This is a genomic window from Tropicimonas marinistellae (assembly GCF_001509585.1).
In the GTDB taxonomy this organism is placed as follows: domain Bacteria; phylum Pseudomonadota; class Alphaproteobacteria; order Rhodobacterales; family Rhodobacteraceae; genus Tropicimonas; species Tropicimonas marinistellae.
This window is the reverse complement of the sequence record NZ_LNCI01000014.1, coordinates 1-26,176: the sequence shown is the minus strand read 5'-3', so window position 1 is coordinate 26,176 and position 26,176 is coordinate 1. Positions and strand designations below refer to the sequence as shown.

General features: G+C 62.6%; 25 protein-coding genes and 1 pseudogene. 7 read left to right on the top strand and 19 right to left on the bottom strand.

Translation table 11 applies throughout. The features are described 5' to 3' along the window. Window positions 1-8: 8 nt before the first annotated feature. From ARC39_RS22690 to ARC39_RS22680, 3 genes are read left to right on the top strand one after another with little or no spacing between them, the layout of a single operon-like run. A complete protein-coding gene (locus ARC39_RS22690) occupies window positions 9-1,388 on the top strand; it encodes a glutamine synthetase family protein (protein ID WP_068118401.1) in 1,380 nt (459 codons plus the stop codon). Continuing rightward, the gene (locus tag ARC39_RS22685) at window positions 1,388-2,824 is read left to right on the top strand and encodes an amidase (RefSeq protein ID WP_068118392.1); all 1,437 of its coding nucleotides are present in this window, start codon (window positions 1,388-1,390) and stop codon (window positions 2,822-2,824) included. The genes ARC39_RS22690 and ARC39_RS22685 overlap by 1 nt, the downstream gene beginning before the upstream one ends. Then, window positions 2,821-3,141: a 2Fe-2S iron-sulfur cluster-binding protein gene (locus tag ARC39_RS22680; protein WP_068118389.1), complete on the top strand. Its 321-nt coding sequence runs from the start codon at window positions 2,821-2,823 to the stop codon at window positions 3,139-3,141. The genes ARC39_RS22685 and ARC39_RS22680 overlap by 4 nt, the downstream gene beginning before the upstream one ends. Before the next feature lie 108 nt (window positions 3,142-3,249). Here the strand turns inward: ARC39_RS22680 and ARC39_RS22675 are convergent, their stop codons facing one another. From ARC39_RS22675 to ARC39_RS22660, 4 genes are all read right to left on the bottom strand, one after another. After that, window positions 3,250-3,534, bottom strand: coding sequence for an NfeD family protein (locus ARC39_RS22675; RefSeq protein WP_068118385.1), 285 nt, complete (start codon window positions 3,532-3,534; stop codon window positions 3,250-3,252). Continuing rightward, the gene (locus ARC39_RS22670; protein WP_068118382.1) at window positions 3,534-4,415 is read right to left on the bottom strand and encodes an SPFH domain-containing protein; all 882 of its coding nucleotides are present in this window, start codon (window positions 4,413-4,415) and stop codon (window positions 3,534-3,536) included. Before ARC39_RS22670 ends, ARC39_RS22675 begins: the two co-directional genes overlap by 1 nt. A 232-nt stretch (window positions 4,416-4,647) precedes the next feature. Next, on the bottom strand, window positions 4,648-5,751 hold the full coding sequence (gene aroC / locus ARC39_RS22665) for a chorismate synthase (protein ID WP_068118380.1): 1,104 nt from the start codon (window positions 5,749-5,751) through the stop codon (window positions 4,648-4,650). Window positions 5,752-5,858: 107 nt separating this feature from the next. Beyond that, complete coding sequence (locus tag ARC39_RS22660; RefSeq protein WP_068118377.1) at window positions 5,859-6,509, bottom strand: GDSL-type esterase/lipase family protein; 651 nt, start codon at window positions 6,507-6,509, stop codon at window positions 5,859-5,861. A gap of 180 nt (window positions 6,510-6,689) precedes the next feature. On the opposite strand from ARC39_RS22660, the gene ARC39_RS22655 reads away from it, so the two are divergent. Then, the gene (locus ARC39_RS22655; RefSeq protein ID WP_068118375.1) at window positions 6,690-7,274 is read left to right on the top strand and encodes a DUF1349 domain-containing protein; all 585 of its coding nucleotides are present in this window, start codon (window positions 6,690-6,692) and stop codon (window positions 7,272-7,274) included. 76 nt (window positions 7,275-7,350) lie between these two features. Here the strand turns inward: ARC39_RS22655 and ARC39_RS22650 are convergent, their stop codons facing one another. Genes ARC39_RS22650 through petA form a run of 3 tightly spaced genes read right to left on the bottom strand, consistent with a single transcriptional unit; the run spans window position 7,351 to window position 10,092 of the window. Further along, window positions 7,351-8,145: a cytochrome c1 gene (locus ARC39_RS22650; RefSeq protein ID WP_068118371.1), complete on the bottom strand. Its 795-nt coding sequence runs from the start codon at window positions 8,143-8,145 to the stop codon at window positions 7,351-7,353. Between the two features lie 19 nt (window positions 8,146-8,164). Then, entirely contained in the window at window positions 8,165-9,502 is a 1,338-nt protein-coding gene (locus ARC39_RS22645; protein ID WP_068118369.1) for a cytochrome b, read from the bottom strand. A gap of 11 nt (window positions 9,503-9,513) precedes the next feature. Further along, window positions 9,514-10,092: a ubiquinol-cytochrome c reductase iron-sulfur subunit gene (petA, locus tag ARC39_RS22640; RefSeq protein WP_068118367.1), complete on the bottom strand. Its 579-nt coding sequence runs from the start codon at window positions 10,090-10,092 to the stop codon at window positions 9,514-9,516. A gap of 297 nt (window positions 10,093-10,389) precedes the next feature. Here petA and ARC39_RS22635 point away from each other — a divergent pair, with 297 nt between their 5' ends. After that, the gene (locus tag ARC39_RS22635; protein ID WP_068118365.1) at window positions 10,390-11,049 is read left to right on the top strand and encodes an outer membrane protein; all 660 of its coding nucleotides are present in this window, start codon (window positions 10,390-10,392) and stop codon (window positions 11,047-11,049) included. Between the two features lie 157 nt (window positions 11,050-11,206). Here ARC39_RS22635 and ARC39_RS22630 read toward each other — a convergent pair whose 3' ends face one another. From ARC39_RS22630 to ARC39_RS22595, 8 genes and pseudogenes are all read right to left on the bottom strand, one after another. Next, window positions 11,207-11,494 carry a DUF6525 family protein gene (locus tag ARC39_RS22630; RefSeq protein WP_068118363.1) on the bottom strand — a complete coding sequence of 96 codons (288 nt, stop codon included), beginning with the start codon at window positions 11,492-11,494 and terminating at the stop codon, window positions 11,207-11,209. Next, window positions 11,491-12,129 (bottom strand): DUF1826 domain-containing protein, encoded by a 639-nt coding sequence (locus tag ARC39_RS22625; RefSeq protein WP_068118362.1) that lies wholly within the window; start codon window positions 12,127-12,129, stop codon window positions 11,491-11,493. Before ARC39_RS22625 ends, ARC39_RS22630 begins: the two co-directional genes overlap by 4 nt. Before the next feature lie 162 nt (window positions 12,130-12,291). Then, complete coding sequence (locus ARC39_RS22620) at window positions 12,292-13,488, bottom strand: GTP-binding protein (protein ID WP_068118361.1); 1,197 nt, start codon at window positions 13,486-13,488, stop codon at window positions 12,292-12,294. After that, window positions 13,485-14,396 carry an NAD(P)/FAD-dependent oxidoreductase gene (locus ARC39_RS22615; protein WP_068118360.1) on the bottom strand — a complete coding sequence of 304 codons (912 nt, stop codon included), beginning with the start codon at window positions 14,394-14,396 and terminating at the stop codon, window positions 13,485-13,487. The genes ARC39_RS22620 and ARC39_RS22615 overlap by 4 nt, the downstream gene beginning before the upstream one ends. After that, the gene (locus ARC39_RS22610; RefSeq protein WP_068118357.1) at window positions 14,393-15,475 is read right to left on the bottom strand and encodes a CobW family GTP-binding protein; all 1,083 of its coding nucleotides are present in this window, start codon (window positions 15,473-15,475) and stop codon (window positions 14,393-14,395) included. The genes ARC39_RS22615 and ARC39_RS22610 overlap by 4 nt, the downstream gene beginning before the upstream one ends. A gap of 44 nt (window positions 15,476-15,519) precedes the next feature. Continuing rightward, a pseudogene (locus ARC39_RS22605) lies at window positions 15,520-15,906 on the bottom strand (metal ABC transporter permease); the annotation flags it as partial. Further along, on the bottom strand, window positions 15,903-16,643 hold the full coding sequence (locus ARC39_RS22600) for a metal ABC transporter ATP-binding protein (protein WP_068118356.1): 741 nt from the start codon (window positions 16,641-16,643) through the stop codon (window positions 15,903-15,905). The gene ARC39_RS22600 and the pseudogene ARC39_RS22605, both read right to left, overlap by 4 nt. Next, window positions 16,640-17,125, bottom strand: coding sequence for a Fur family transcriptional regulator (locus tag ARC39_RS22595; protein WP_068118354.1), 486 nt, complete (start codon window positions 17,123-17,125; stop codon window positions 16,640-16,642). Before ARC39_RS22595 ends, ARC39_RS22600 begins: the two co-directional genes overlap by 4 nt. 86 nt (window positions 17,126-17,211) lie before the next feature. Here ARC39_RS22595 and ARC39_RS22590 point away from each other — a divergent pair, with 86 nt between their 5' ends. Beyond that, window positions 17,212-18,246, top strand: a complete 1,035-nt coding sequence (locus ARC39_RS22590) for a zinc ABC transporter substrate-binding protein (RefSeq protein ID WP_068118353.1) — start codon at window positions 17,212-17,214, stop codon at window positions 18,244-18,246. 398 nt (window positions 18,247-18,644) lie between these two features. On the opposite strand, the gene ARC39_RS22585 is transcribed toward ARC39_RS22590, so the two are convergent. From ARC39_RS22585 to ARC39_RS22575, 3 genes are all read right to left on the bottom strand, one after another. Further along, a complete protein-coding gene (locus tag ARC39_RS22585; RefSeq protein ID WP_068118352.1) occupies window positions 18,645-19,145 on the bottom strand; it encodes a DUF1269 domain-containing protein in 501 nt (166 codons plus the stop codon). Window positions 19,146-19,193: 48 nt separating this feature from the next. Next, window positions 19,194-20,429, bottom strand: coding sequence for an AI-2E family transporter (locus tag ARC39_RS22580; RefSeq protein WP_068118351.1), 1,236 nt, complete (start codon window positions 20,427-20,429; stop codon window positions 19,194-19,196). 361 nt (window positions 20,430-20,790) lie between these two features. Next, a complete protein-coding gene (locus ARC39_RS22575; RefSeq protein ID WP_068118350.1) occupies window positions 20,791-21,495 on the bottom strand; it encodes a Crp/Fnr family transcriptional regulator in 705 nt (234 codons plus the stop codon). A gap of 155 nt (window positions 21,496-21,650) precedes the next feature. Here ARC39_RS22575 and ARC39_RS22570 point away from each other — a divergent pair, with 155 nt between their 5' ends. Next, window positions 21,651-23,984 (top strand): sulfatase family protein, encoded by a 2,334-nt coding sequence (locus ARC39_RS22570; RefSeq protein ID WP_068118349.1) that lies wholly within the window; start codon window positions 21,651-21,653, stop codon window positions 23,982-23,984. Between the two features lie 832 nt (window positions 23,985-24,816). Here the strand turns inward: ARC39_RS22570 and ARC39_RS22565 are convergent. Then, entirely contained in the window at window positions 24,817-25,458 is a 642-nt protein-coding gene (locus tag ARC39_RS22565) for a DUF4386 family protein (protein WP_068118348.1), read from the bottom strand. Window positions 25,459-26,176: the final 718 nt, after the last annotated feature.

Below are 26,176 nucleotides of genomic sequence, written 5' to 3'. Positions count from 1 at the left end.
ATAGAGTAATGCCCGACACACTCCAGGAATCTGCAGAAGCGCTCCCCGAACTGGCGCTGTTCACCCGTGAAGACGCGGACGCCTTCGTCGAACAGGTCCGTGCGTCAGGCTTCGAGTTCCTGCGCTTCGAATTTGCCGATATGGCGGGGCTCTCGCGCGGCAAGACGATCCCTATCGACCATATCGCCGGCTACATGCGAAAGGGTTTGAACCTCTACGGCGGCACGGTTGCACTCGACAGCTATTCCATCCCGGTACGCGGGTCTGGCTACAACGAGGAGCGCAACTACAGCGACGCGGTTATGATCCCGGACGTCGAGACGTTGACGCCTGTGCCGTGGCTGGAAAAGACCGGGCGCGTGATCTGTGACACCATGTGGTACGACGGAACGCCACAATGGGCCGCCCCCCGGATGCTCCTGAAGAAGATGCTGGCCAAGGCCGATGCGCTCGGCTTCACCGTCAAGATGGGGCACGAGTACGAGTTTTACGCCGTCGATAAGGAAAGCGGTGAGCCGTTCTTCCCGGACCAGCCGATTTTCGTCACCGCGCGCACGCACCAGAATCCGGCCATCGACGGATTGGTCCGCACGCTCCAGCAGCAGGGTATCGACATTATCACATACAATGTCGAGCACGGACCCGGTCAGATCGAGATCAACTACGACGCGATGGACGGCGTGGCCGCGGCTGACCGCGCCTTCGTGTTCAAGGGAACAGTGAAGGAGTTCTTGCCGCTCCACGGCCTTCACGGCACCTTCATGACCAAGCCGTACAAGGGCCGGTCCGGTAGCTGCTCGCATTTTCATGTCTCGCTGATCGACAAGAACACCGGAAGGAACGCCTTCTTCGATCCGGAAATGGAAGACGGGCTTTCCGCACTGATGCGCTCCTTCATTCAAGGCATCCTGGAGCATACCCGCGCGGCGATGGCGATCTGGAATCCGACACCGAACTGTTACCGGCGGATCCGCCCGCGCACCTATGCACCCTCCAATATCTCCTGGGGCATCCAGGACCGGTCTGCCAGTGTGCGGGTCAAGGCCAGTATGGACGAGGCGACGCACCTGGAGGTTCGGGTGCCGTCGGCAATGGCGAACCCGTACCTGCTTGCGGCCTCTGTGCTTGCCTCGGGTTTGCTTGGCGTGATCCAGGGCAGCGAACTCAGCCCGGCCGCCTCCGGACCGAAGGAAGATGACGACCGTTTCGAGAAGCTCCCGACGTCGATCGAGGATGCGTTAGAGGCACTCGATGCCGATATTGCCCTGCGGGAGTACCTCGGCGAGGAGTTCATCCAGGTTTATCTCAAGATGAAATGGCAGGAGACGGCGCGTTTGCGGGACGAGATCCCGGCTGCGGAAACGGCCGAATACTTCGATCTCTACTGATGGACGGACTCGTCGATCATCTGCACGGAGACCTCGCCGATCTTTCGGTTGCGGATCTCGGGGCCGGGTTCCGCGCCGGTCAGTTCTCGCCGGTCGATGCGCTGGAAGCCAGTTTCGCACGGATCGATGCTTTCGATCCCCGTGTCAACGCCTTCGTCTATCAGGATCGCGCAACAAGCCGCGCGATGGCCGAGGCCTCGGCGCGGCGTTACGCATCGGGAGGGCCGCTTGGTCCGCTCGACGGCATCCCCGTGTCCGTAAAGGACCTGACGAAGCTCTCCGGTTGGTCCTGCCGGCGCGGATCTGCGGCGATTGGCACCGATGCAGTCGCGTCCGAGGACGCGCCGCCCGTGAAACGCCTGCGCGAGGTCGGGGTGGTTTTTCTCGGCAAGACCGCGACACCCGAGGCCGGATCGCGCGTCGTGACACGGAGCGCCGTGCATGGCGTCACCCGCAATCCCTACGATCCGGGCCGGACGCCAGGTGGCTCGAGCGGCGGCGCTTCGGCTGCGCTCGCATTGGGCATGGGCACGCTTGCAACGGGTTCCGACGGTGCAGGATCAATCCGTATACCGTCGGCCTTCTGCAATCTTGCGGGGCTCAAACCGGGCTTCGGTCGTGTTCCGTTCATGCCGCCGGATGCAGACATGCCGCATTCGGTTACGGGGCCGATGGCCCGGCGTGTGAAAGATCTGGTGCCGTTCATCGCGACAATGGCCGGCCATGAGCCGCTTGATCCATTTTCATGGCCTGTCCCGTTCGAGCCGTCGGCCGCACAGGGTCCGGTTGCGGGCATGAGGATCGCGGTCTCGCCCGACATGGGAACGGGCCGGACGCCCTCGCCTGAGATCCTACGTGCGCTTGATGCCGTCGCCACTGCGCTTGAGGCGCACGGGGCCATCGTCGAACCGGCTTCGCCTTGTTGGCCAGTGCCACCCGAAAGGCCTTTCTCGATCTTCTGGAAGACCGGGTATGTCAGTTCGTACTTCGCCGCCCCGCCGGAACATGCGGCCCTGGTTTCTCCGCTTATTCGCGACCTTGCCGAAGCGGGACGGGAACTTGGGGTTGAGACGTATCTCAATGCGCTTGACGAGCGGCTGGCAATCACGGCGGCCAGTCACGCATTTCTTACCGAATACGACGCGGTGATTTGTCCATCGGTCATAGGGCCGGCATTCGACATAGATCGCGAAGCGCCTGCGGGAGAGGTCCCCGATGACTGGTCCTGGTGCCCTTACTGCTACATCTTCAACATGACCGGCCAGCCGGCGCTGGCCGTGCCTGCCGGGTTTGATGACGACGGATTGCCGCTTGGTGTGCAGCTTGCCGCTCGCAGGGGCGGCGAGGAAACGTTGCTTCGCTTGGGCAGCGCGGTGGAGCAACGCCTCGACCTGGTTGGACGACGTCCAAAGATGCTTGCCGAGGCACGAACATGACGTCAGATGCCGCCATTTCCATCACGTTTGTTGATGCCGACAATACGCGCCACCACCTCCTGTCAGAGCCGGGTCTGTCGGTCATGGAAGTCCTACGGACAGCGGGGCTTCTCGACGGCGAATGCGGTGGGTCGTTGGCTTGTGCCACATGTCACGTCTGGGTCGATGCGGCGTTCGAGGCCGCCTTCGAAGCGCCAAGCGAGGAGGAAGAGGACATGCTGGATGTCGCATTCAACCTGAGCCGCTCCTCGCGATTGTCTTGCCAACTCAAAGTGAGCAAGGACATCAATGGACTGACAATTTCCCGACCGAAGTAGGCGCGGTCGACGGCCCCTCCCGGTTGAAATCAGTCAATCGCTTCACCGCATGCCGACGGCGGTCGCCAGCCATCCACCTGGTCGCCGCCGGAGAATTGCCGCAGGAACTCAGCCGTTGATATCGTCGTCGTATTTCTTCACCGAGCCACCCCGCAGCCCGAAGACCTTCCGTAGAACGAGCCATGCGACCAGCGATGCCACGGCGAATACCAGAAGCGTCAATGGCATGGATCCCTCGATGGCAAAGGAAAGAGGCCCGCCGATCCAAAGCAGCCCGCCGGTTGCCGCTGCGCCGATCGCGAAGCCGAGGAATATCCAGCCGGGCGCCAGAACTTCTAGGATCGCGAGCGCGAGTCCAGCGACCATCCAGACCCACCAGGTCGACCACCACATCAGCCGCGTCCCCTCAGAAGCCCGAACGCGTTGCCGAAAGCCTCAACCGCGTCGGCCGGAAGAACGATCGTCTGTTTGCCTTCACCAGATCCGAGCGCCTGTAGCGCCTCGACCTGCTTCAGGGCCACCTGGTACTGCGCAGCCTCAAGACCGTTCTCCTTGATCGCCTTGGCCACGACGCCAGTGGCATAGGCTTCGGCATCGGCCTGAATGCGGCGGGCCTTTGCGATCTGTTCGGCGGAATAGAGTTCGGCATCCGCCTGCAACTCGACCGCACGTTTCATGCCCTCGGCCTCCGTCACCTGCGCCCGGCGCGAGCGTTCGGCGTTCAGCTGCTGGAGCATCGCCTCTCGGGTCGCCTGGTCGAGGTTGACGTCAAGGATCTCCGCCCGCGTCACCTCGATCCCCCAGTCGTCCACGGCGTCCTCGACCGACTCCTGGATCCGTTGGATGAGTTGCGCACGGTTCGATTGCACCTCGTCGAGCTCCATCTTGCCGATCTCTGCACGCACGATCCCGGCAACGGTTGTCGCGATGGCACTGTCCACATCCCGGATCCGGTAAACCGTGCGCGCCGGGTCGTTGATGCGGTAGAAGACGGAGGTATCGATCTGAACGAGCACGTTGTCCTTGGTGATCGCATCCTGCGTGGCATTCGGCAGCTGCCGTTCGAGAATCGAGACGCGGTGCGCAACACGGTCGAGAAAGGGGACGATCAGGTTGAGGCCCGGTCCAAGCACCGAATGCAAGCGACCGAAACGCTCAACGACGTATTTTTCCGACTGCCCGACGACACGTACGCCGAGAAAAACGCAAAGAATGATGAAAACGGCCAGCAGGATCAGGACGATGCTCCCGCCGGCGAGAGGAAGCTGGTTCATAACGGCTCCTTCGAAGGCTTTTGCCGGTAATATCGGCATCTGTATATCGGTAAATCTTTACAGCGAGATAGCGGAAAAGAGGGATTTCGCGCGAGTGACGCACTTGTGGCGGGCGAAGTTGCGCAGACAACTCGTACCCGAATGAGGGAGAATGCCTTTGCAGGGTCTCAGAAGCGCGGATCGCGTTGCAATCCGTCCCGGTCTGCAGGCCTAGGATCGCACCACGCGCCGCTCAGCCGATCTTGCCTCTCGGCCCTGCGCCAACCTGCCCCCGATGGAGCAGAAGATGATCCAGCAGCACGCAGGCCATCATCGCTTCGCCCACGGGCACGGCACGGATGCCGACACAGGGGTCATGGCGACCCTTGGTGACGATCGTCGTGGCCTCGCCCGCTTTGGTGATCGTCTTGCGCGGGGTAAGGATCGAGGAGGTAGGCTTGACGGCGAAGCGGAGGATCACGTCCTGCCCGGTGGAGATACCGCCCAGGATACCGCCCGCGTGGTTGGAACTGTAGACCGGGCCGTTCTCGTCCATGGTAATCTCGTCGGCGTTGGCCTCGCCCGTCAGAATGGCGGCGGCCATTCCCTCGCCGATCTCCACGCCTTTGACCGCATTAATACTCATCATCGCGGCAGCAAGGTCGGTGTCCAGCTTCCCGTAGACCGGGGCACCGAGGCCGGCGGGGACGCCGGAGGCGCAAAGCTCCACCATGGCGCCGACGGAGCTTCCGGATTTGCGGATCCCGTCGAGGTAGTCGGACCAATCCTCCACCGCGCCCGCATCTGGCAGGAAGAACGGGTTGTTGCCGATCTCCAAAAGGTCGAAGCGGCTGCGGTCGATGGTCTTTTCGCCCATCTGCACCATGTAACCGGTGATTTTCAGGTCCGGGGCCAGTGCGGCCAGCGCGGCGCGGGCAATGCCCCCGGCGGCGACCCGTGCGGCGGTTTCGCGCGCGGACGAGCGGCCGCCGCCGCGGTAGTCGCGAATCCCGTATTTTTGCCAATAGGTGATGTCTGCATGGCCAGGGCGGAACTTCGCGGCGATATCGCCGTAATCCTTCGAGCGCTGGTCGGTGTTTCGGATCATCAGCTGAATCGGCGTGCCAGTGGTCTCACCTTCGAACGTCCCGGAGAGGATCTCCACAGCGTCGGGTTCGCGCCGCTGCGTCGTGAAGCGGCTGGTGCCCGGGCGACGTTTGTCGAGCCAGTGTTGAAGTGCTTCTTCCGAGACAGGAATGCCCGGCGGACATCCGTCGACGGTCGCGCCCAGGCCGGGCCCGTGGCTTTCGCCCCAGGTCGTGACGCGGAAGAGGTGGCCGAAGGTGTTGAACGACATCGCGGGGCTCCTTTGTCCGCCCGGTTTAGTGGTCGCGCGGTGGCGGCTCAAGAGGCTTGGTGGCGCGGCGAGCCGGGCTGGTGCGTCTGCCGCGCCGCTGGTGCGGATCAGGCGAGCAATGGTGCGGCGGCATCGGCAACGGCCTCCGCTAGCGCGGCGTTGTTGGCCTCGCTGAAATGGATGCCATCCGTCCCGCCGGTGGTCAGCACCCGCCCGACATCCAGGAAACCCGCCTCACGCGTGGCGGCAAGCGCCGAGAGGTGACCGGGCAGGGGGCCAAGCCGCGCGTTGGCATCCTCGAACAGCCGGCCGGCCCAGCTTTCGGGGTCCGGACGGACAGGGGGAGGGCTCAGGAGCAGGATCTTCGGTGCCGGTGCACCAGCGGCATCTGGGCCGGAAAAACCCGCGATCTGCCGCGTTAGCCCCGACAACGAAACGGCGATATCGACGGCGGTGCGCCGAAAGTACGCCTTGCTGTCGTTCGTGCCGAGCATGAGAACGACGAGATCGAGCGGGGTCTGGCTACGCAGGGCAATGGGCAGCGCGGCGGCGCCATTGCGATAGGGCGCCTCGGGGTCGTCGAGGTCGGTGGTGCGTCCGTTGAGCCCGTCTTCGACCACCGCAGCATCAGCGCCGAAGTGCGCGGCAAGGCGCCCGGTCCATCTTTGGTGCGCCGGATAACGCCCCGGGGCGCTATCGTCGGCGGTGGCGCAATAGCCCCAGGTCAGTGAGTCGCCGAAGCAGAGGATCCGTTTCATGACCGCCTCATAGCAGGAACCGGACAGGATAGGGAGCGGACATGGCCCTGGCCCGGCTCCTACCGCGATGCGCGCTCGGTCCAAGGCGCTCGCATGGGCTCCATGTTCGGCAAATGGGTTGTGTCGAGGCGGAAAGCGGCAATTGTGGTTCTGGCAGATGAGCCGGACAGGAGGGACGGGATGTTCGAGTCAGTGCCGTTCGATCAGGGAGCCTGGTTGAACCCGCCGCCCGTGTGTCGCGTGCAGGATGCGGCGATGGAGATCGAAACCGCCGAGCAGACCGATTTCTGGCGCCGGACGCATTATGGGTTCGAACGGGCGTCGGGCCATGCGCTTCTGTTCGACGTACCAGCGCGGTTTGTGGTCGAGCAGCCTTTTACCGGGCGCTTCCAGTCAAGGTACGAACAAGCCGGGTTGCTGCTCTGGGAGGACGAGACGCGCTGGATCAAGGCGGGTGTCGAGTTTGCGGATGGTCGGCCGAATCTCGCGGTCGTGGTCACCGACGGGCATTCGGATTGGTCGATGGCGCCTGCCGACGCGGAAACGGAGGATTGGACGATCCGGCTCACGGCAACCGACTCGGCGACAATCCTGCATGCACGGGGGCGCGGCGCGTGGCAGATCCTGCGGGTTACCGATTTCGTTGCCCGTGGCGCGCGTGTTGGGCCAATGGCATGTTCGCCGCTCAGCGCGGGGCTCGCGGTCCGGTTCTCTCCCTTGCGGGTCGGGCCGGTGCCCGAAGACCCACTCTACATCGGCGGGTAGCGTCGCCGCCCGCGCCGCCGGACGAAACAAAAAGGGGCGCCCCGCAGGACGCCCCTTCAGATCGGTTCGTATCCGTTCAGCTTTCCTTGGCAGCCTTCTTGATCGGCTTCCAGATCCGCTTGTTGGTGGCGTAAAGCAGCACCGTGAGGATCGTGAGGAAGATCACGCCAACGAAACCGGCCTGCTTGCGCGCCATCATCTTCGGCTCCGCGGCCCACATCAGGAACGCTGCCACGTCCTCCGATTCATGGTGCAACGAGTTGGAATGGCCATCGGCATATTCCACGTCCTCGCCGTAGAGCGGCGGTGCCATCGAGATCCAGCCGCCGTCGAACGCGGTGTTCTCGTAGAAGATGGTGCCGGCCTCTTCCTTTTCCTCGCCGGTGTAGCCGACGAGGATCGAGTAGATATGCTCGGCTCCGCCCATGCCGTTGATGAGCTGGCTGAGGCCGGTGCCATAGGGGCCATGGAAGCCGGCGCGGGCCTTGGCCATCAGGCTGAGGTCCGGTGCGCCGGCATCGGTGTTCGCCGGGAAATGGTCGGTCGGCTTGGCGGGACGGTAATCGTCCAACTCCTCGTCGAACACTTCGAAGGTTTGTTCGGCGTAGGCGCGCACCTGGTCCTCCGGCAGCCCCGGGCCGCTCGCGTCGCTGAGCGTCCGGATCGGCACGTATTGCAGGCCATGGCAGGCGGCGCAGACCTCGGTGTAGATCTGCAAACCGCGCTGGAGCTGCATCTGGTCAAAGGTGCCGAACGGCCCCTCGAAGGAGAAGGCCACGTCGTGGGTGTGGCCGCCGCCGCCTGCCGCCAACGCCGCGCCGCCCGAAAGGGCGAGGGTTGCGGCCGCGGTGAGTGCGATTTTCCTGAACATTTCAGAACGATCCTTTCTGTCACTCGGCCGGGGTGGCCGCGGTTTCGCTCGAGGGCTTGCCGTAATGAGCGTTGAAATCCGCCTCGATGGTTTCCGGCATCGGCTCGGGCTTCTCCAGAACGCCCAGCAGTGGCAGGATCACCAGGAAGTAGGCGAACCAGTAAGCCGCCCCTGCCAGCGCGATGTAGGGGTAGATCCCTTCGGCGGGCATGGCACCGACCCAGGTAAGCACCACGAAGTCCACACAGTAGATTGCGAACCACCAGCGGAACATCGGCCGGAACCGACCGGAGCGGATGCGCGAGGTGTCGAGCCACGGCACCAGCGCCCAGACGATGATCGCGCCGAACATCGCGATGACGCCGAAGAACTTCGCGTCGACGATGCCGAAGGTGATCCAGTCGGTGAACATCACCACCCAGACATCGGCGGTGAACGCCCGCAGGATCGCGTAGAACGGCAGGAAGTACCATTCCGGCACGATATGCGCCGGAGTCACCAGCGGGTTGGCCTCGATGTAGTTGTCAGGGTGGCCAAGGTAGTTGGGCATGAACCCGACGATCGCGAAGAAGATCACCAGGATCAGGGCAAGCGCGAAGAAATCCTTGATCACGAAGTAGGGCCAGAAGCCCACGGTGTCCTTCTTGACCTCATCCTTCGATGCGGTGCGCACATCGATGCCCGCCGGGTTGTTATTGCCGGTCGAGTGGAAAGCCCAGATGTGGACGATCGTCAGGCCCGCAATCACGAAAGGCAGCAGGTAGTGCAGCGAGAAGAAGCGGTTGAGCGTGGCATTGTCCACCGCCGGGCCGCCCAGCAGCCAGGTCTGGATGCTGTCACCGATGAAGGGGATAGCCCCGAAGAGGCCGGTGATCACCGTCGCGCCCCAGAAGGACATCTGGCCCCAGGGCAACACGTAGCCCATGAAGGCGGTCCCCATCATGCACAGGTAGATCAGGATACCGATAATCCACGTGATCTCGCGGGGAGACTTGTAGGAGCCGTAGTAGAGCCCGCGGAAAATGTGCAGATAGACCGCGAGGAAGAACAGCGACGCCCCGTTCATGTGCAGGTAGCGCAGGAAGTGGCCGCCGTTGACGTTGCGCATGATGTGCTCGATCGAGGCAAAGGCCAGATCGACATGCGGGGTGTAGTGCATCGCCAGGATAATACCGGTGACGATCTGCAATCCGAGGCAGAAGGCCAGGATGATGCCCCAGATCCACATCCAGTTGAGGTTCTTGGGAGTGGGAATCATCATCGTGCCGTGGACGAGGCCGATTGCGCCAATGCGCTTCTCGACCCACTTCTCGGCACCGGTCTTTGGTTCGTAGGGGTCGTGGGGAATTCCAGACATCTTTTTCTCCCTTAGCCGAGCCGAATGGTGGTTTCGTCTTCGAACCCTGCGACCGGCACGGGCAGGTTCTCGGGTGCCGGACCCTTGCGAATGCGTCCGGACGTGTCGTAGTGCGAGCCGTGGCAGGGGCAGAACCATCCGCCGATGCCATCCGGACCGACATAGTCGCCGGCATCGTTCAGCGGAACGCAGCCCAGGTGGGTGCAGACACCCATCATCACCAGCCACTCGCCAGCCTCGTCGAGAGAGCGATTCTGGTCTTCTGCATCTGCCGTTGCGTTGGCGTTGTCATTGCGTGCCAGCTTGTCGGGAAGCTCGCCCAGATCGACAGAGCGCGCCTGCTCGATCTCGGCCTCGGACCGGCGCCGCAGGAACACGGGCTTGCCGCGCCACTTCACGGTGATCTGAGAGCCCACTTCGATCGAACTGACGTCGACGAGGATGGAGCTCAGCGCCTGGACGTCGGCCGAGGGGTTCATCTGATTGATCAGCGGCCAGACGGCGGCGCCAGTCGCCACAGCGCCTGCGCCCGCCGTGGCGTAGTATAGGAAGTCGCGACGGGTGCCGTCGTGGTCTTCTGCTTGGGACACGAGTGATCTCCCTTTCCTGGCATGGCATTCGCAAAACGGGTATCCGGTAACGCGTGGGCGCAACCGGGTCTGCACAGCTAAGTAGAGGGATGGCTCAGGCCCGTCCAGCCAGCAAAGCCGCGCAGGTGCGGCGCGGTGTCGCAAATGGCTTGAAAGATCGGCATTTTGGCATGTGTCGCGCGGTCGCGGTCACGCTTTTTGGTCGCGATTTCCGGCGATCACGGGGAATCGCATTGTGCTGGCGCGGCGACGCGGGTGTGATATGGCGAAGCGAACCGGAGAAAAGGAGTCCCGCAAGTGTCCCGTACCGTGACTGCCCTTCTGGCGGCGGGCGCCGCCGTCGTTCTGGCGCTTCCCGCGTCGGCCGAAGTCGAGCTCAGTTTTTACACCGGCTATCAGGATGCGCCGCACTCCCGCGTGAAAGGCAACGACGGCGATGAGGATTTCAACTTCCTCGTCGACTGGGAAGGCAAATCCGCGGCGATGCCGCCTTACTACGGGTTTCGCGCGACCTGGTGGCGAAGCGAGCGGCTGGGGTACGGGCTCGAGTTCAACCATGCAAAGGTCTATGCCTCGGACGCGGATCGCGAGGATCAGGGTTTCGCCGACCTCGAACTGACCGACGGGCTTAACCTGTTCACCGCGAACGTCTTCTATCGCTGGCCCGGCCAGTGGGCGACGGGCCGACTGACGCCCTACGTGGGTGGCGGTATCGGCGTGTCGGTTCCCCATGTGGATGTGGAACGCGGCGATAGCGATACGTTCGAGTACCAGTTCACCGGGCCGGCGGTGATTCTGGTCGCGGGTGCGTCCTGGGCGATCAACGAGAATTGGTCGGTCTTCGGGGAGTACAAGGGCTCCTATTCTTCCAACGACATCGAGTTGGACAATGGCGGCGAGATGGAAACCGACGTCATAACCAACGCGTTGAACATCGGCGTGAGTTACAGCTTCTGATCCCGGTGCCCGGATTTCGTTGCCCCCCGCGCCGTTTCGACGCTCGGCGGCGCGGTTCAGAACTGTAGATTGGCGTCAGGAGACATAAAGACGACCACTGGGCGGCCCGACGCAATCGTCACTGCCGAGGTACTCGTGCCCTGACTGCAGCCGCCTGTTATGCGTTTGCCTGCGTTGCCGAGGGATGCCCCTCTCCCCAGATCTCCCGCGCGTCCCGTGCGATGAGTTTCTCCTGCATCCGGTCCAGCTCGCTCAGCGCCTGATCCGTATCCTGCGTACGCGAGTAGGCCCGGTCAAAGGCACGCTGCGCCGATTTCGGCCGCCAGGGCAGAATCGCCGAGGCCAACCACGCCCGGACTTCCGGCGAAAGCCGGTCAAACTCACGCATGGGATCGCCTGATCGGCGCTTCTTCTTCAGGCTGGTATTGCCGCGATTGCCGCTCATCTGAAGTCCTCTTCCGGGTGAAAGATCGGATCCAGAACCAGAACAAGTCTCGTCTCGCCTGTTCCCTCGATCGGAGGCGAGCGATGCAGGAAACCGGTGTCCTCTCCGGTTGGCCAGAGCGTGCCACGCAGAACGATTGGCGCACTGGTTGGGACCGTGAAGACCCGATCGGGATCGCCCATACCGGCCGACATCCCATATTGGGTGCCTGTCCCCCGATACGTACAGACCAGCCGGGCGGTGACTGCATCGACATGGAATTTCCGGCAGGCGTTGGTGGTCATCGCATCCAGCCGGAGGCGCAACCACGGCGCGCCCATCACGGAGGCGAAGACGTCCGCCAGTGCGGCGATATCGTCGATCAAACGCCTTCGTTCCGGAAAATCCGGCGTGCCACTTGCTTCGCAAACGTGCGTCATGGCATCTCGTACGGCTTCAGGACGCAGGATCGCGCGCGCCTTCGGCAATTGCTCGGGCGGGAGAGCGTCGATCCAAGCCTGGAACTCCCGCGTTGCGTCCCGTCGCCAGATCACCGCGGGGCAATTGGAACTGGCGATAGCCGACAGGCCTTCCGGCACCTCGGTAACACTGACGCCCGAAACCGCATCCCGGTGAAGCTCATCAACAACGCTCATTCGGCGCCTCCAAACCCTGCGCGTGTGCCCCCATCGGCAACACGGCAGGGTGTGTGATGTGTTGTAACGTTTCTGGCGATTGATAGGCGAAACCGCCGTCAACCGTCGAAAGCGGGCTTGCTCCACCGGATTGGAGCCTGTTTGGGAGACCGGCCCGCTCCATCATTGCGGGCCCCACATTGGAAACGGATCGGGCAGTCCCTCCCAGGCCGCAGGTGTGAATTCACGCGCGTCGATCAACGCCGCGTTCAGGGTTGCGCAGATTGTCTCGCGGTCGAGTCCGACGCCGATGAAGACGATCTCCTGCCGCCGATCCCCCCACGGCTCGGCCCAGTTTCGGGCAATCTCGGCCTGTACTTCCGGGTGGGTCGGCAGGCGTTCTTCCGGGACCGAGGCCCACCAGCGTCCGAGGGGTGTTATCGAAGAGATGGCGCCAGCAAGGCTGAACTCCACCGCCCAGTCGGGCCGCGTTGCGATCCAGAAATGGCCCTTGGCGCGGATCGTACCGGGCAGCGGCCCATTGAGCGCCGCGTGAAGCCGCGTCGGGTCGAAGGGTGCGCGTGCGTTGTAGACGAAGGAGGTGATCCCGTATTCCGCGTCCTCCGGAACGTGATTGGCGAAGCCGTACAACTCCTTGGCCCACATCGGGTGTTCCTGTGCCGTGTCGAAATCGAAAAGTCCGGTGTCGAGGATCGCATCGGCCGGTACATCCGCATGGGTCGTTTCGATGATCCGCGCATCGCCATTCAGGCTTCGAATGATCGCGCGGGCGGCCTCGGTTGCCCTGGGTCCGGCATCGGCAACCTTGTTCAGGATCACCACATCGGCAAACTCGATCTGCTCGGTCAGCAGGGTCACAAGGCTGCGGTCATCGCCATCGCCAAGGGATTCGCCGCGGTCGCTGATGAAATCATGGCTGGAGAAATCCTTGAGCAGGTTCACCGCATCGACGAGCGTTACCATCGTGTCGAGACGGGCGACATCCGAGAGGCTCTGCCCCATCTCGTCGCGAAAGTCGAAAGTGGCGGCCACGGGGAGCGGTTCTGATATGCCCGTCGACTCGATCAACAGGTAGTCGAACCGGCCCTCCTCGGAGAGCCGCCGCACCTCCTTCAGCAGATCGTCGCGCAGCGTGCAGCAGATGCAACCGTTCGACATCTCCACCATCGTCTCCTCGGAGCGCGAAAGCTTGGTGCCCTGGCGCACCAGATCGGCGTCGATATTCACCTCGGACATGTCATTCACGATAACCGCGACGCGTCGCCCGTCCCGGTTGTTCAGCACTCTGTTCAGCAGCGTGGTCTTGCCGGCGCCGAGGAAGCCGGAGAGGACGGTGACAGGAAGGCGGGTGTCGGTCATTTGGATACCTCAAACGGTGGAAACATGTCCGGAAAGAGCAGGGATTGGTGGCAGCCGACGCCGGCCATCGCTCCGGCGCCGAGCGCGGGCGTGACGCTATGGGCCGGGCTTGCGCAGTCGCCGGCCGCGAAGACACCCTGCACGGATGTCTGGCCCATCGGCCCGACGAGAACGAATGGCCCAAGCGGACCATCGGCCATCGCACAGCCGAGCATTTCGGCTGGCGTGTCCGCGAGAGTGACGCGCGGCGCTGCGAACACGCCTGCAAACACGGAGGACGTGCCGTTCTCGAAAACGGCCGTGATGCCGTCGTCACTTTCGCGCAGCGCTGTAACTGGCCGGGCGTCGAGACTGACGCCCCCAAGCCCGTCGATGTCGACGTCTACGCCCATGCCGGTGAGTAGCGTCACATCATCGCTCCAATCCGCGCGTAGCATGGTGGCCTGATGGCCCGACATGGGGTGGATGCCCAGCACGGCAAGCGGCCGATTGCGCAGCTCGAATCCGTGGCAATAGGGGCAGTGCAGCAAGCGCGTTCCCCATGCCTCCGCCGCCCCGGGGAGGTCCGGGAGCCGGTCCCGGATGCCATGCGCAAGCAGGACGCGCCGCGTCTCAACCGACCCACTATTGGCACACTCGAGCCGGAGGCAGTCCGTGTCGCGGGCCACGCCCATGACCTCGTCCGAGACGAACCTCACGGTCGGATAGGCCATGACATCCGCCCGGATGCGCGCGAGGATTTCCGAGGGCGGCACCCCGTCCCACCCGGGAACGCCATGTGCCGCGGGCGACATGCGGTTCCGCGGCGCGCCGGCATCGACCACCGTGACCGAGCGGCTTGCACGCCCCAATTGCAGGGCAGCGGTAAGACCGGAAAAGCTGCCGCCGATGATTGCGACGTCAATCATGTGGGTACGACCTCATCTTGCTCCGCAAGGGGCACCTGCCTGGCGCGCAGCATGTCGAGGCTGCGCTGGAGTGCAGGGCGGGAGATATCGCGGGCGATGACCACGATGCGCGAGCGGCGGTCGTCGCCCGGCCAGTCCTTGAGCGGCACAGGCAGGTCGAAGACGTGCTGGACCCCGTGAAAGACGAAGGGAAACTCGATCTCTTCGAGGAAGACGATCCCCTTCACCCGCAGGATGTCGGCGCCGCGCAGCCCGATGAGCGTGTCGAGCCACGCGTCGAAAATCGCGTCCGGGATCGGATCGTCGAGGATGACCGACGCGGTTCCGATCCGGCTGTCATGCGGCGAAAAACCGGAGTGCTGCGGTGGTGGATCGGCAAGGCCGGAGAGGTTCGCCAACGCATCCGAGCCACGTTCAGAGCCCATCGTCCAGCTTAGCACGTCAGTTGGGTTTGCGCCCTTGCGCAGCGCGCTCAAACTCCAGATCTTGTCAGAGACTCCATCGCCTCGCACGGCGTGAATGATCCGGGCGCTCGGGTTGATCCCGCGAAGCCGCTTTTCGAGATCCCGTACCCTGTCTTGCATGACCAAGTCGGTCTTGCTCAGCACGATCAAGTCAGCCATCGCGACCTGCGATATGGCCTCGAATTGGGCGTCGAGCGTCGCATGTCCATTGGCCGCATCGGCGAGGGTGACAACCCCGTCCATTCGGGTCGCGCGGGCGAGGAACGGGTCGATCAGCAGGGTTTGCAGGATCGGAGCCGGATCGGCCAGGCCAGTGGTCTCGATCACCACGCGGTCGAAGACCAGTTCGCCCGAGTCCCGCTTGTCTAGCAGCTCGGCCATGGTCCGGGCGAGATCGCCGCGCACCGAACAACAGAGGCATCCCGACTGCATCAGCACGATTTCTTCGCTGACCTCGGTGATCAGGTCGTGATCGAGTCCGGCCTCGCCAAACTCATTGACGATCACGGCAATGCGGCCCGAAGAGGCGTCTGAGAGGATCGCGTTGAGAAGCGTTGTCTTTCCGGCGCCGAGAAAGCCGGTGAGCAGCGTGACAGGGAGACAGGGGTCAGTCATGGTCGGATCTTCCGGGAGAGGGCCTTGGATCGCAGCAAAGCCGCGACGGACAGGGACAGCGCGAACAGGACCGCCGTGACGCAGACGATGGTCGGGCCGGTGGGTGTGTCGAAATGAAAGGACGCCTGCAAACCCGCCACGACAGATCCGCATGCGATCGCTACGCCGAGCAACGTGTCCATAGCGAAGCCGCACCCTGAAAGCGTGGAGACGGTGACGGCCATCACCAGCGAAACCACAAGAACGCCGGCAAAGATCGACGCCGAGAAGGTAAGGGATAGCGCAACGCCAAGGATCGCTGCATGCGCCGTGGCATCGCCGAAATAGGCCATGCGTCGCCAGACCACGAAACAGCCAAGTGGAGCGGCGGCAATTGCCAGGCCCAGCCCGGCGAGCGCCGCGCGCATCATGAAATCGTCGAGGAAGGTCATTCGGCCGCTTCGATCTCCGTGTTTTCGGCGGCCGAGGGGGCGCCATGTTGGTGGGGGTAGAGCGCCAGCGCGCCTTGCGTACCGGTCCCGAAGAGCGCCCGGTATTCCGGGGCGGAGGCGACATGCCGGGGCGCGCCCTGGCGGCAGATATGACCGTCAAGGCAAATCACCCGGTCGCTCGCGCTCATCACCACATGCAGATCGTGACTGACCATGAGAACGCCACAGCCGAGCCTTTGCCGGACGTCCTCGATCTGGCGATAGAAAGCGGCCGTGCCCTGCTGATCGAGCCCTTGTGTGGGCTCGTCGAGCACCAGCAATTCCGGCTCCCACAGCAAGGCACGAGCCAGCATCACGCGCTGGAATTGCCCGCCAGAGAGGGCGCTGACCTGCCGATTCGCGAGCGCTTCGACACCGGCCTGCGCAAGCGCGTCGCGGATGCGGTCCGGACTGCCGCGCCGCGCCAGCCTCATGAGACGGTGAACCGTCATGGGGAGCGTTGGATCGATGTGGAGCTTCTGCGGCACGTAGCCAAGGCGCAGTCCGTCTTGGCGGATGATCGTCCCTTCCGATGGCGTCAGCGAGCCGATCAGGACGCGTAGGAATGTCGATTTCCCCGATCCGTTCGGCCCAACTATCGTGACGATCTCACCGGTTTCCATACTCACCGAGACATCGCGCAGCACGGCATGGCCCCCGAACCGCACGGTGAGGTTTTTTGCGTCAAACAGATTCATGCGGGTTGTTTGGCCTCCTTGCACCTTGTGCAGATCCCGAAGGCCTCCACGACGGTCTCCTCGAGCAGGAATCCGACTTCCCTCGCGGCCGCGTCGAGAAAATCGGTCGGCTGGCTCGAGCAAAGCTCGGTGACGGACTCGCACCTGTTGCAGACCATGAACACCGGCAGGTGGTCTTCATGCGGGTGCGCGCAGGCGACGAAGGCGCTCAACCGGTCGATCTTGTGAACGAATCCATGCGCGACCAGGAAGTCGAGCGCGCGGTAGACGGCCGGCGGCTGTGCGCCGCGTTTCTCTCGCCTCAACTGTTCAAGCAACTCATAGGCTCCCACGGCTTTCGGCGCTTCCAGGAGCAGTTCGAGAACCCGCCGACGGGAATCGGTGAAGCGGAGTCCATGCTTGGCGCAATAGGACTCCGCCCCGGAGATCATGCCCTCTACGCAAAGTGGTGGCCTGTGTTCGCCAACCGCGACATCGCCCATGTGGATCCTCGTTTGGTTCGACTTGCTATGTTATAACATTGCGTATAATTGTCCAGTCGATGTTATTCTATATCGTGGAGTCTCCCATGCGTCGAAATCTGCTGCTTGCAACCGTCTCCGCTCTTGGAGTGGCCGGTGGAGCCAATGCCGACACCCCGTCCGTTGCGGCGGATATCCCCCCGGTGCATTCGCTGGTTGCGATGGTCATGGACGGCGTCGGATCGCCCGACTTGCTGGTGCAGCCCGGCGCTTCCCCCCACGGCTACGCGCTCCGTCCCTCTGAGGCACAGGCCCTCGAAAAGGCCGATGTCGTCTTCTGGGTCGGCGAAGCACTCGAACCCTGGCTCGAAGGCTCGATCGAAACGCTCGCCGCCGATGCGACCGTGGTCGAGCTGATGGAAAGTGAGGGGACCACCGAACTGGAGTTTCGCGAAGGCGCCACGTTCGAAAAGCACACGCATGACGACGACGAGCATCATGACGATCACGACGAAGATGAACACGCCGACGGTGAAGAGGACCATCACGGCGAGGAGGGCACCGCCGAGCACGAAGGTGAGGATCACGGGCACGAAGAAGCAGGTCATGAGGACCACCACGACCATCATGGCCACGATCCCCACGGCTGGCTCGACCCCGAGAACGGGCGCGCCTGGCTGGATGTGATCGCGGATGAACTGTCGAAGGTCGATCCGGACAATGCCGAAACCTACCGCTCCAATACCGAGGCCGGAAAAGCCCGGATAGAAGCGGCTATCGACCAGGTAATTGCCGATCTGGCGCCGGTTCAAGGCAGGGATTTCATCGTCTTCCACGATGCCTACCAGTATTTCGAGAACCGTTTCGATGTTGCAGCTGCCGGGTCGATCTCGTTGGGCGACGCCTCCGATCCGAGCCCGGCACGGATCAAGGAGATCCGAGACAAGGTTCAGGAACTGGGTGTGTCGTGTGTGTTCTCGGAACCCCAGTTCAACCCCGGTCTGGTACGAACTGTGTTCCAGGGTACGGACGCAAAGACCGGCATTCTGGACCCGCTTGGTACGGATCTGGACATCGGTCCGGACCTCTACCCGCTGTTGCTGGAGAACCTCGGCACCAACCTCGCCGATTGTCTCAAGTAGAGACCCGGCAGCACGATCTGAACAGGCCGGGTCTCCCGGCCTGCGAGCGGCGACCAAACGGTTCGATGTCGCAATAAGCCAATGGCCTGAGCGAAATCGACCGCCAATCTCGAGCGACCCGATCACCCGAGGGATGCCACGCCTCCGGCAAGGCCGAAAAAACGCGGCCCCTACCAAAAGCCGCAGCGGGGAAATTCAAACGAGACACGACCCCTTCCGCCGGAGGATCAAATCGGTGCGCCGAAAGCTTAATATTCGCCCTGTGTAGACGACCACTTTCCTGCACGGGTGTTCTTCGGGGACACCCACCTGCATAGGTCTGTCTCGACGGATGCCGGCGTGATCGGCGGCGTGCGTGAACCCGAAGAAGGCGATCCTGGCGCGCGCTTCAACCGATCTCAAAGCTGTTTGAGCGCTTCGTTGATCTGCTGCACCAGTGTGTCGGGAAGATCGGACCGTATCACCTCTCCCTCGAAGGACGACAGCTTTTCGAGGACCAATTCAGGATTGTCGGTTCCGCCAAGGAGAAAGAGGATCGCCTTTCCTTCTTCGAGGGATTCCGAAGTCCGCTTCATCATGTCGTCCGATATCCCTTCATCTATGAACGGCCCGGTCAGTGCACCTCCGGTGGCGCCAGCGGCTGCGCCAACAAGGCCCAGCCCCGGGTTTCCACTCATGAAGCCGAGGGTGCCGGCGACAACGATCCCGACCCACATTCCTCCGAGAGCCCCGGCTGTGGTGAGGTTCACCGTCTGGTCGAGTTTGACTTCTCCGTCTTCGGTATAAGCCACGACCGCATCTTCGAGTTGCACCAGCGCTTTCCGGGTCATCCCGGCAATCTCTCGTCGGGCCTCCCTGGCGGCTTCGACATCTCTCATCAGAATTGCAACGAAGTTCATCGTGTTCTTCCTCCCCTGTCGGCTGTGTCCAAGCCCTCGGCCGCGGGCCTAAACCTCCGGCGTGTTTCTCGATTGCGCTTGCGCCTCCCGCTCGGCTTTCAGACGCCGAAGTTCCCTCAACTCAGACATCATGTCCGCATCCAGGACACTGTCGTAGGTGTCCGGCTCGTTTTCCGGATCCTCGGTGTCGTCGTCGCCCGGTGCCCTGGAGTCGATAGTCGCACTTTCTCTCGTGAAACCGTCTTGGCTGGCTTTGCGCACCGTCTCCCAGAGCGACAAGAACAGGCCCGCCAGCACCGGACCGAGCACCAGACCGGCGGCGCCGAATGCCGTGAGACCTCCAAGGGTGGAGATCAGCGTTAGAATGTCCGGCAGGCCGGAATCGCGCCCCACGAGGATCGGGCGCAGCACGTTGTCGATCGTGCCGACGACGCCAAAGCCCCAGACGGCGAGGCCAATGGCATAGACGGTTTCGCCTTGGGAGAAGAGCCAGATGATGCCGCAGGCGATGACAAAGAGCGGTCCCAGCCCGGGAATGATCGACAGAACCGCCATCACCACACCCCAAAACGCCGCCCCTTCGATGCCCGTTGCCCAGAAGCCGAGCGCCCCGAGCGCGCCTTGTGCCGCCCCTATCAACAGGGTTCCCTTGAGCGTCGCACGGCTGATAGAGACCATGCGCTCCGCCAGTTCCGCCTGGGTATCGCTCGGCAAGCCCGAATAGGTCAGGATCTGCGCGATAACGGGGCGTTTCATCTGTACGAAGAAGAAGAGCGCATAGGCAAAGACGAAGAGATCGAGGAAGAACTGAACCGTGCCTTTTGTCACTTCGGTCAAGGCGGAGACGGCGAACCCACCCACGGCGCTGGCGATCTCGCCGAGCTTGGCGGTGATCTGCGCGGAATAGCGGCCGATCTCATCCCGGAACGGCACCCAATCGGGCAGCGGATCATCGGGCGACAATCCCTCCAGTTGTTCGACGAGCGCCTCGGCACCGGCCACCAGCCCCTCCGCCTGCGAGGCAGCGAGCCAGACGACGCCGAACAGCGGGGCGATGACGGCAATGGCGATGATGGTCAGTGTCAACGCGGCGGCAAGCCCCGCGCGTTTGCGTGTCATGATCATCATGCGTGCCTGTAGCGGCGCAGCCATCGCCGCCGCGATCGCGGCAAGCGTCATCGCGATGAGGAACGACTTGATCGTTCCCACGAAGAGCACTGAAACGATCAGCGTTACGGAGAGAAGCGCCATCCATTTCAATGTGTCGGAAGAGGTCCGCGTCATCCCGTGCTCCATTGGATCAGCGCGCAATGTTCCCGCCGATTACGTTGGTTGCGCACAGTCGCCCGATTGATCCTAATTGCCACTTCCCCGGTTGTCGCCGCATGTGCCGCGAAACTCCACACAATCACTATCCGATTCCCGCAACATTCAACGTCCTCCACGTGCCGGCACTTTATCAGTTTTCCAGCTACAGCGCATCGAACCGCCATGCTGCGCGGAATGACCTGCGATCAGGAATGCAGCAACGACGCCGGAGTTTGTGCGCGAAGCGCGTACGGGCTTGGCTCATTCGACCCGCACCATCCATCATTGCGCATTCCCACTCTCTGGCGCGAGGCTCGTTGGCCGGCGCAGATGCCGGTCATCTTGCGCCGCGTTCCAAGCCAGACTCCAGCATCTTCGCCAGCTGCACCGGATTGAACGTAACCTGGCCATAGACCTCGCGTGAGATCTGACCATTGCGCGCCATGTCCCTCAGCGCCGGACCCGCACTGTTGCGCGACAGGCCGGCCATCTCGCCCAGTTCCTGCTGCGAACAGGGGATCGAAACCGCAGCGTCAATCATCATCTCGGGGCCGGCAAGGCGGATGAGGGTGTTGGCGATCTTGGTCTTCGCGTCTCCCTTCACCAGGCAGGAAGCATACATCAGCGCATTGTCCAGATGCATCACGGTCAATTCCCCCAACGCGCGCCAAAGGCGGGGGAAACGCCGTTCGAGTTCTTCGATGTTCTGCGGCGAGACGTAGCAGACCCGCAGATCCGTGCGGGCGCGGACCTCGACGCGTCGCGGAGAACCGGCAACGGCCGCCGCCTCGCCGACCCACCAGCCTGGCCGTGCGATGTGGCCCAGAACGGGTGGCAGGTAGCTCGAAGCCACCAGCACATCCGCAAACCCTTCGGCGATCCCATAGACCCCGCTGGGAGGATCGCCCAGCGAATAGAGGCGGATGCCGCGCGGGACGCTGCGAAATTCGCCAACGTCCATCCAGGCATCGCGAAACGGCTTAGGCTGTGTGGCCAGCCAGCCCTTGCGGTGAAATATCTCCGCGGCGTCTGCGTGGCTCATACCATTTCCGTGGCTTGCACAATTCTGTGCAAGTTACTTCGTGCCATCGTGATAATCAATCAAAGCGACAAAGGGCCGATTCGGCCCGGTTTAACCCATTCGAAACATGGAATTCTCCGACAAGTTTTGCAGCCGTTGAAGACAGAGGAGCTGATATGGCGAGATTCATTTTGGCAGCGGCCACCCTTTTTCTGGCGACCCAAGTTCACGCGCAGGACTGGCCCGACCGCAATAACCTTCCCATTCCACTTGCTCCCTTCGAGGGTAGCATCGGCGAGACGTATCAGGACTCGGAATCCGACTGGCAGGAGCCGGTCGCGGCACCCGAGGGAGCGCCCAACGTCATCGTCATCCTGCTTGACGACGTGGGCTTCGGCCAGACCTCGACCTTTGGCGGTCTTATCCCGACCCCCGCGCTCGACCAGTTGGCCGAGGAGGGGTTGCGCTTCACCCGCTTCCACACCACCGCCATCTGCGGCCCCTCGCGGGCTGCGCTTCTGACCGGGCGCAACCACCACAGCTCCGGAAACGGTTTTCTGATGGAATGGGCGACGGGATTCCCGAGTTACTCCACCATGCTGCCAAAGGAGACCGCGACAATCGCGGAGATCCTCAAGGGCAATGGCTATTCCACGTGGTGGTTCGGCAAGAACCACAACACGCCGGACTGGGAGCAGACCGTCACTGGCCCCTTCGATCGCTGGCCGACCGGCATGGGGTTCGACTATTTCTACGGCTTCAACTCGGGCGAGACGCACCAGTATTACCCTGTGCTGTTCGAGAACACCGTGCCGGTCGAGCCCGAAACAACGCCCGAAGAGGGCTATCACTTCATGACCGACATGACCGATCGGGCCATTGCACGGATGAAGTTTGCCAAGTCGGTCGCACCGAACAAGCCGTTCTTCATGTATTTCGCGCCCGGCGCCATGCACGCGCCGCACCATGTCACCGCCGAATGGCGGGAGCAGTTCGACGGCGCTTTTGACATGGGCTGGGAGGCTTACCGCGAGCAGGTCTTTGCCCGGCAGCAGGAAATGGGGATCGTGCCCGAAGGTACGGAACTGACACCGCGCCCTGACTGGGTGCCCGCGTGGGACACCCTCAGCGAGGAACAGAAGGAAGTCTACAACGCGCTTTTCGAGAATTACGCTGGCTACTTCGCCTTCACCGATCACGAGGTCGGCCGACTGCTCGACGCGGTGAAGGTCCTCCCCGACGCCGAGAACACCATGGTCATCTACATCGTCGGCGACAACGGCGCTTCCTCCGAGGGCGGACCGGACGGCACGCTGAACGAGATCATGAACCTCAACGGCATCCCCTCGAACATCGACGACATCAAGGCAAATCTCGACAAGCTCGGCGGGCCGGAATCCGAACCGCACTACCCGGTAGGCTGGGCCTGGGCCGGGAACACGCCGTTTCAATGGGTGAAGCAGGTTGCCTCGCACCTGGGTGGCACACGCAACCCGATGGTCATCAGCTGGCCCGCGCGGATCGAGCATGACGCCGCCCCGCGCACCGCCTTCCTGCACTTGGTGGACGTCGTGCCGACAATTCTCGACGCGGCCGGTATCCCCATGCCGGACACCGTGAACGGCATCGGTCAGAAACCGTTGGAGGGCGAAAGTTTCCTCACCAGTTTCACCGACCCGGGCTATATGGGCCGCACCCAGCAGTATTTTGAGGTGTTCTCCAACCGGTCGATGTACGCCGACGGTTGGAAGGCAAACGCCCAGCACACCTTCCCCTGGCGGCAGGACTTCGCCCCCGGTGAGTGGGAAAAGGATAACTGGGAACTCTACAACCTCGAAGAGGATTTTTCCGAGGCGAATGACCTCGCCGCCGAGAACCCCGAGAAGCTCGAAGAGTTGAAGGCGATGCTCGACGAGGCGTTCGGAAAATACGGTGTGTTGCCACTCGATGATCGGGGCGCGGGCCGCCTTGCCAGCGCCAAACCGCCAGTGCCCGGGGCCGACGAGGATACCAGGACCTATACCTATTACGAAGGCGCTATTCGCATCGCGGAACCCGCCGCGCCGCCGATGAAGAACCGTTCCTGGGCGTTGAGCGCAAGTGTCGGGACCGATGGGGCCGAAACCGAAGGCGTGATCATGGGCTTCGGCGGGGTCGCTGCCGGGATGGTGCTGTATCTCGACGGCGGGGTGCCGGTCTTCGACTACAACCTCTTCGAGGAGCATACGGTGCTGAAAGGAACGGAGCCGCTGCCGGCGGGCGAGGCCCAGATCACCGTCGATTTTGCCTACCAGGGCGCCGAGGGCGAGGCTGGCAAGGGTGCCGAGATTTCCCTCGCGGTCAACGGCACTGAGGTGGCGGCCGCAACGATGAACTCGACCGTGGCCGGGCGCTTCGGCATCGACACCTTCGGCATCGGCGAAGACAGCGGCCAGCCCGTCACAACCGCTTACGAGCCACCCTTCGCCTTCACAGGCGTGATCGAGAGCGTCGTGATAGAGGTGCAGTGACGACGGCAAAAAACGGGATAGCCGCTCGCTTGGACCTTCAACGAGCGGCCGCCCTAGCCGCCATCCCGACGCTCTCGCCGATCCCGGTGAAAGACGCCCACATCACGTCTCGTCGCCGCGAGATGAGTACGCCGCCGACAAGGCGGATCGGATGGATGCCGTCAGCCGGAAGCGCCCGCATTCAGCACGCGGAAAGAACCCGGCCGTGGTCCACTGACTGACGAACGAAACCATCAAACCCGATCAGCAAGAGCAGGGCGTAGCTTGAAACGAACCAGATCCTGTCCAACGATTGGGGAGTAACTCATTCGCACCCAGATTGGACAACGACTCCGCCGGAAACGAATGTCGTGCGGTTCAGTCTAACTGTTTGATATTGATGGTGCCCGGGGGCGGCTTCGCAGAATATTCCCAAGCCATTCATATGAAATATCATTCAGAATCAAAACCCAATCCGTACCCTCAAAGATTCCCCCTGAACGTGCCGGATGTTGGACGTGGCGACGAGCGCGAATGCCCGGCGGAAAATAATCTCAGTCGACAAATCCATCCAGTGTAATGGCCGAGACCTGTGCGTGTATGTCGTTGGGCCGGTTAATCTGGATGGGCAATGCTGTGCTGATCCTCCCACCTCGAGCCAACCACATGATCAGGCCGAAATGCGCGGAACCTTGGATTACTCCAGCACTCAACAAGGCCAGACGGGTCGAAAGACAATCCGGTCGTTCGCTGCAGGCGCGTTGACCGTCTCACATGCTGACATAGCAGCCATTGCCATGATCGAGAGGTGTTTCAAGCGACGCGCGCCTTCGCTTGGCTGTTCGGCACAACGTCAGCACCTCAAAAAGACCGCCCCCAACCAGATGAACCAAACCATCTGGGTGATACCGAACAGTGCTGCCACGTCGTGCAATCCAGGCAGGACCGAGACCAATCCCGCCATTCCAACGACGATCCCAAGGTAGTTCAAGATCTTTGGGAATATCCCACCGCGCAGCGCTGCCAATGAGAAAATCAGCGTCATCAGCCCGCCAAGGATTTCCCCTTGCCCCAGACCGACCCCTTCGGCGACCGTTTCAATACCGGACCAGTAGAGCGCAGCCGCGCTCGGGTCCGTCTCCATCAGCCGGAGAGTGGGGTCGATCCCGGCGATCGTGACCATGCCACTCGCGATCAATAGTCCGGCCCAAATGAAACCCAAAACGGACGCGAACCGGGCGGACATTGGAGCCACGTCCTTCAGGGATTCGTGCAAAGCGAATACGAAGGCCGTGAGCACGACGCCGAAGATCACATAGATGGCCAGGTGCATGCCATGGAACACAAGCGCATTTGCCGCCACGAGTTCCAGTTTCTGTTCTGCGGTTGTGACGCTCGGAAGGTCAAGGACAACCAAAAACAAGCCGATCCCGGCAGCATAGGCCAGCCCTAGGTAAAGTGCGGCAAACCCACCGATTTTTCCAAGTTGCGCCATCACAAAGCACCTTCCGATTCATAAAGAAGAAACAGGGGCGCCTTCTGCGGAAGGCCTCCCCTTCGAATTCGCAAGCATGTAGGTTCAATAACAGGGAAGGTCTAGGGAGATCTTGCTCACCCGATCCAAGTCTGAAGTCAGTCCGGGGATAGCCTTGCTGACCACAATCCTCGGCGAATGCGCATGGGGATAGTCCTGACTGCATGCCGCAGTATCAGGTGCTTTCGGCTCGAAACCGTCATCTGCTGGGTTGGGGTGTCCGGCAAGTCAAATGACCATCCGCTTTGGGCTCCTCGCTGCCCTTAGTCGCGTCGGGCACAAATGGCCGCCTCCGGTTGAAACAGCGTTGCTGCAACTGCGAAGCTGCGAGATCGGCTCGATGACGGCAATGCGCAGATAGCAGCCGCACGGGCCGAGCAGATGAACGACGGAATAGTCCCGCATTTCCGACCTTTCCTCAACCTGCTCCAATGTCGGCGTTGCGCGACGTTGCGGGTGCTCGTGGGAATCGGTCGAAGGTCAGCAAGGTCCCGCGCCCCTGCCGTTCGGCCGTCGGGTGATCAAGCATACGCAGCGAAGGTCCGGAATGGCGGGCTGCACCGCAGCGCCGCGAACGTGCGCCGAGGTCAACTCTGGGCCGTTCACGTCGTTTGGGTATGTGCGAGACTTGGCAGCCGATACATCGTTGCCAACGTCGCGAACGGCCCGTAGCTGCCAT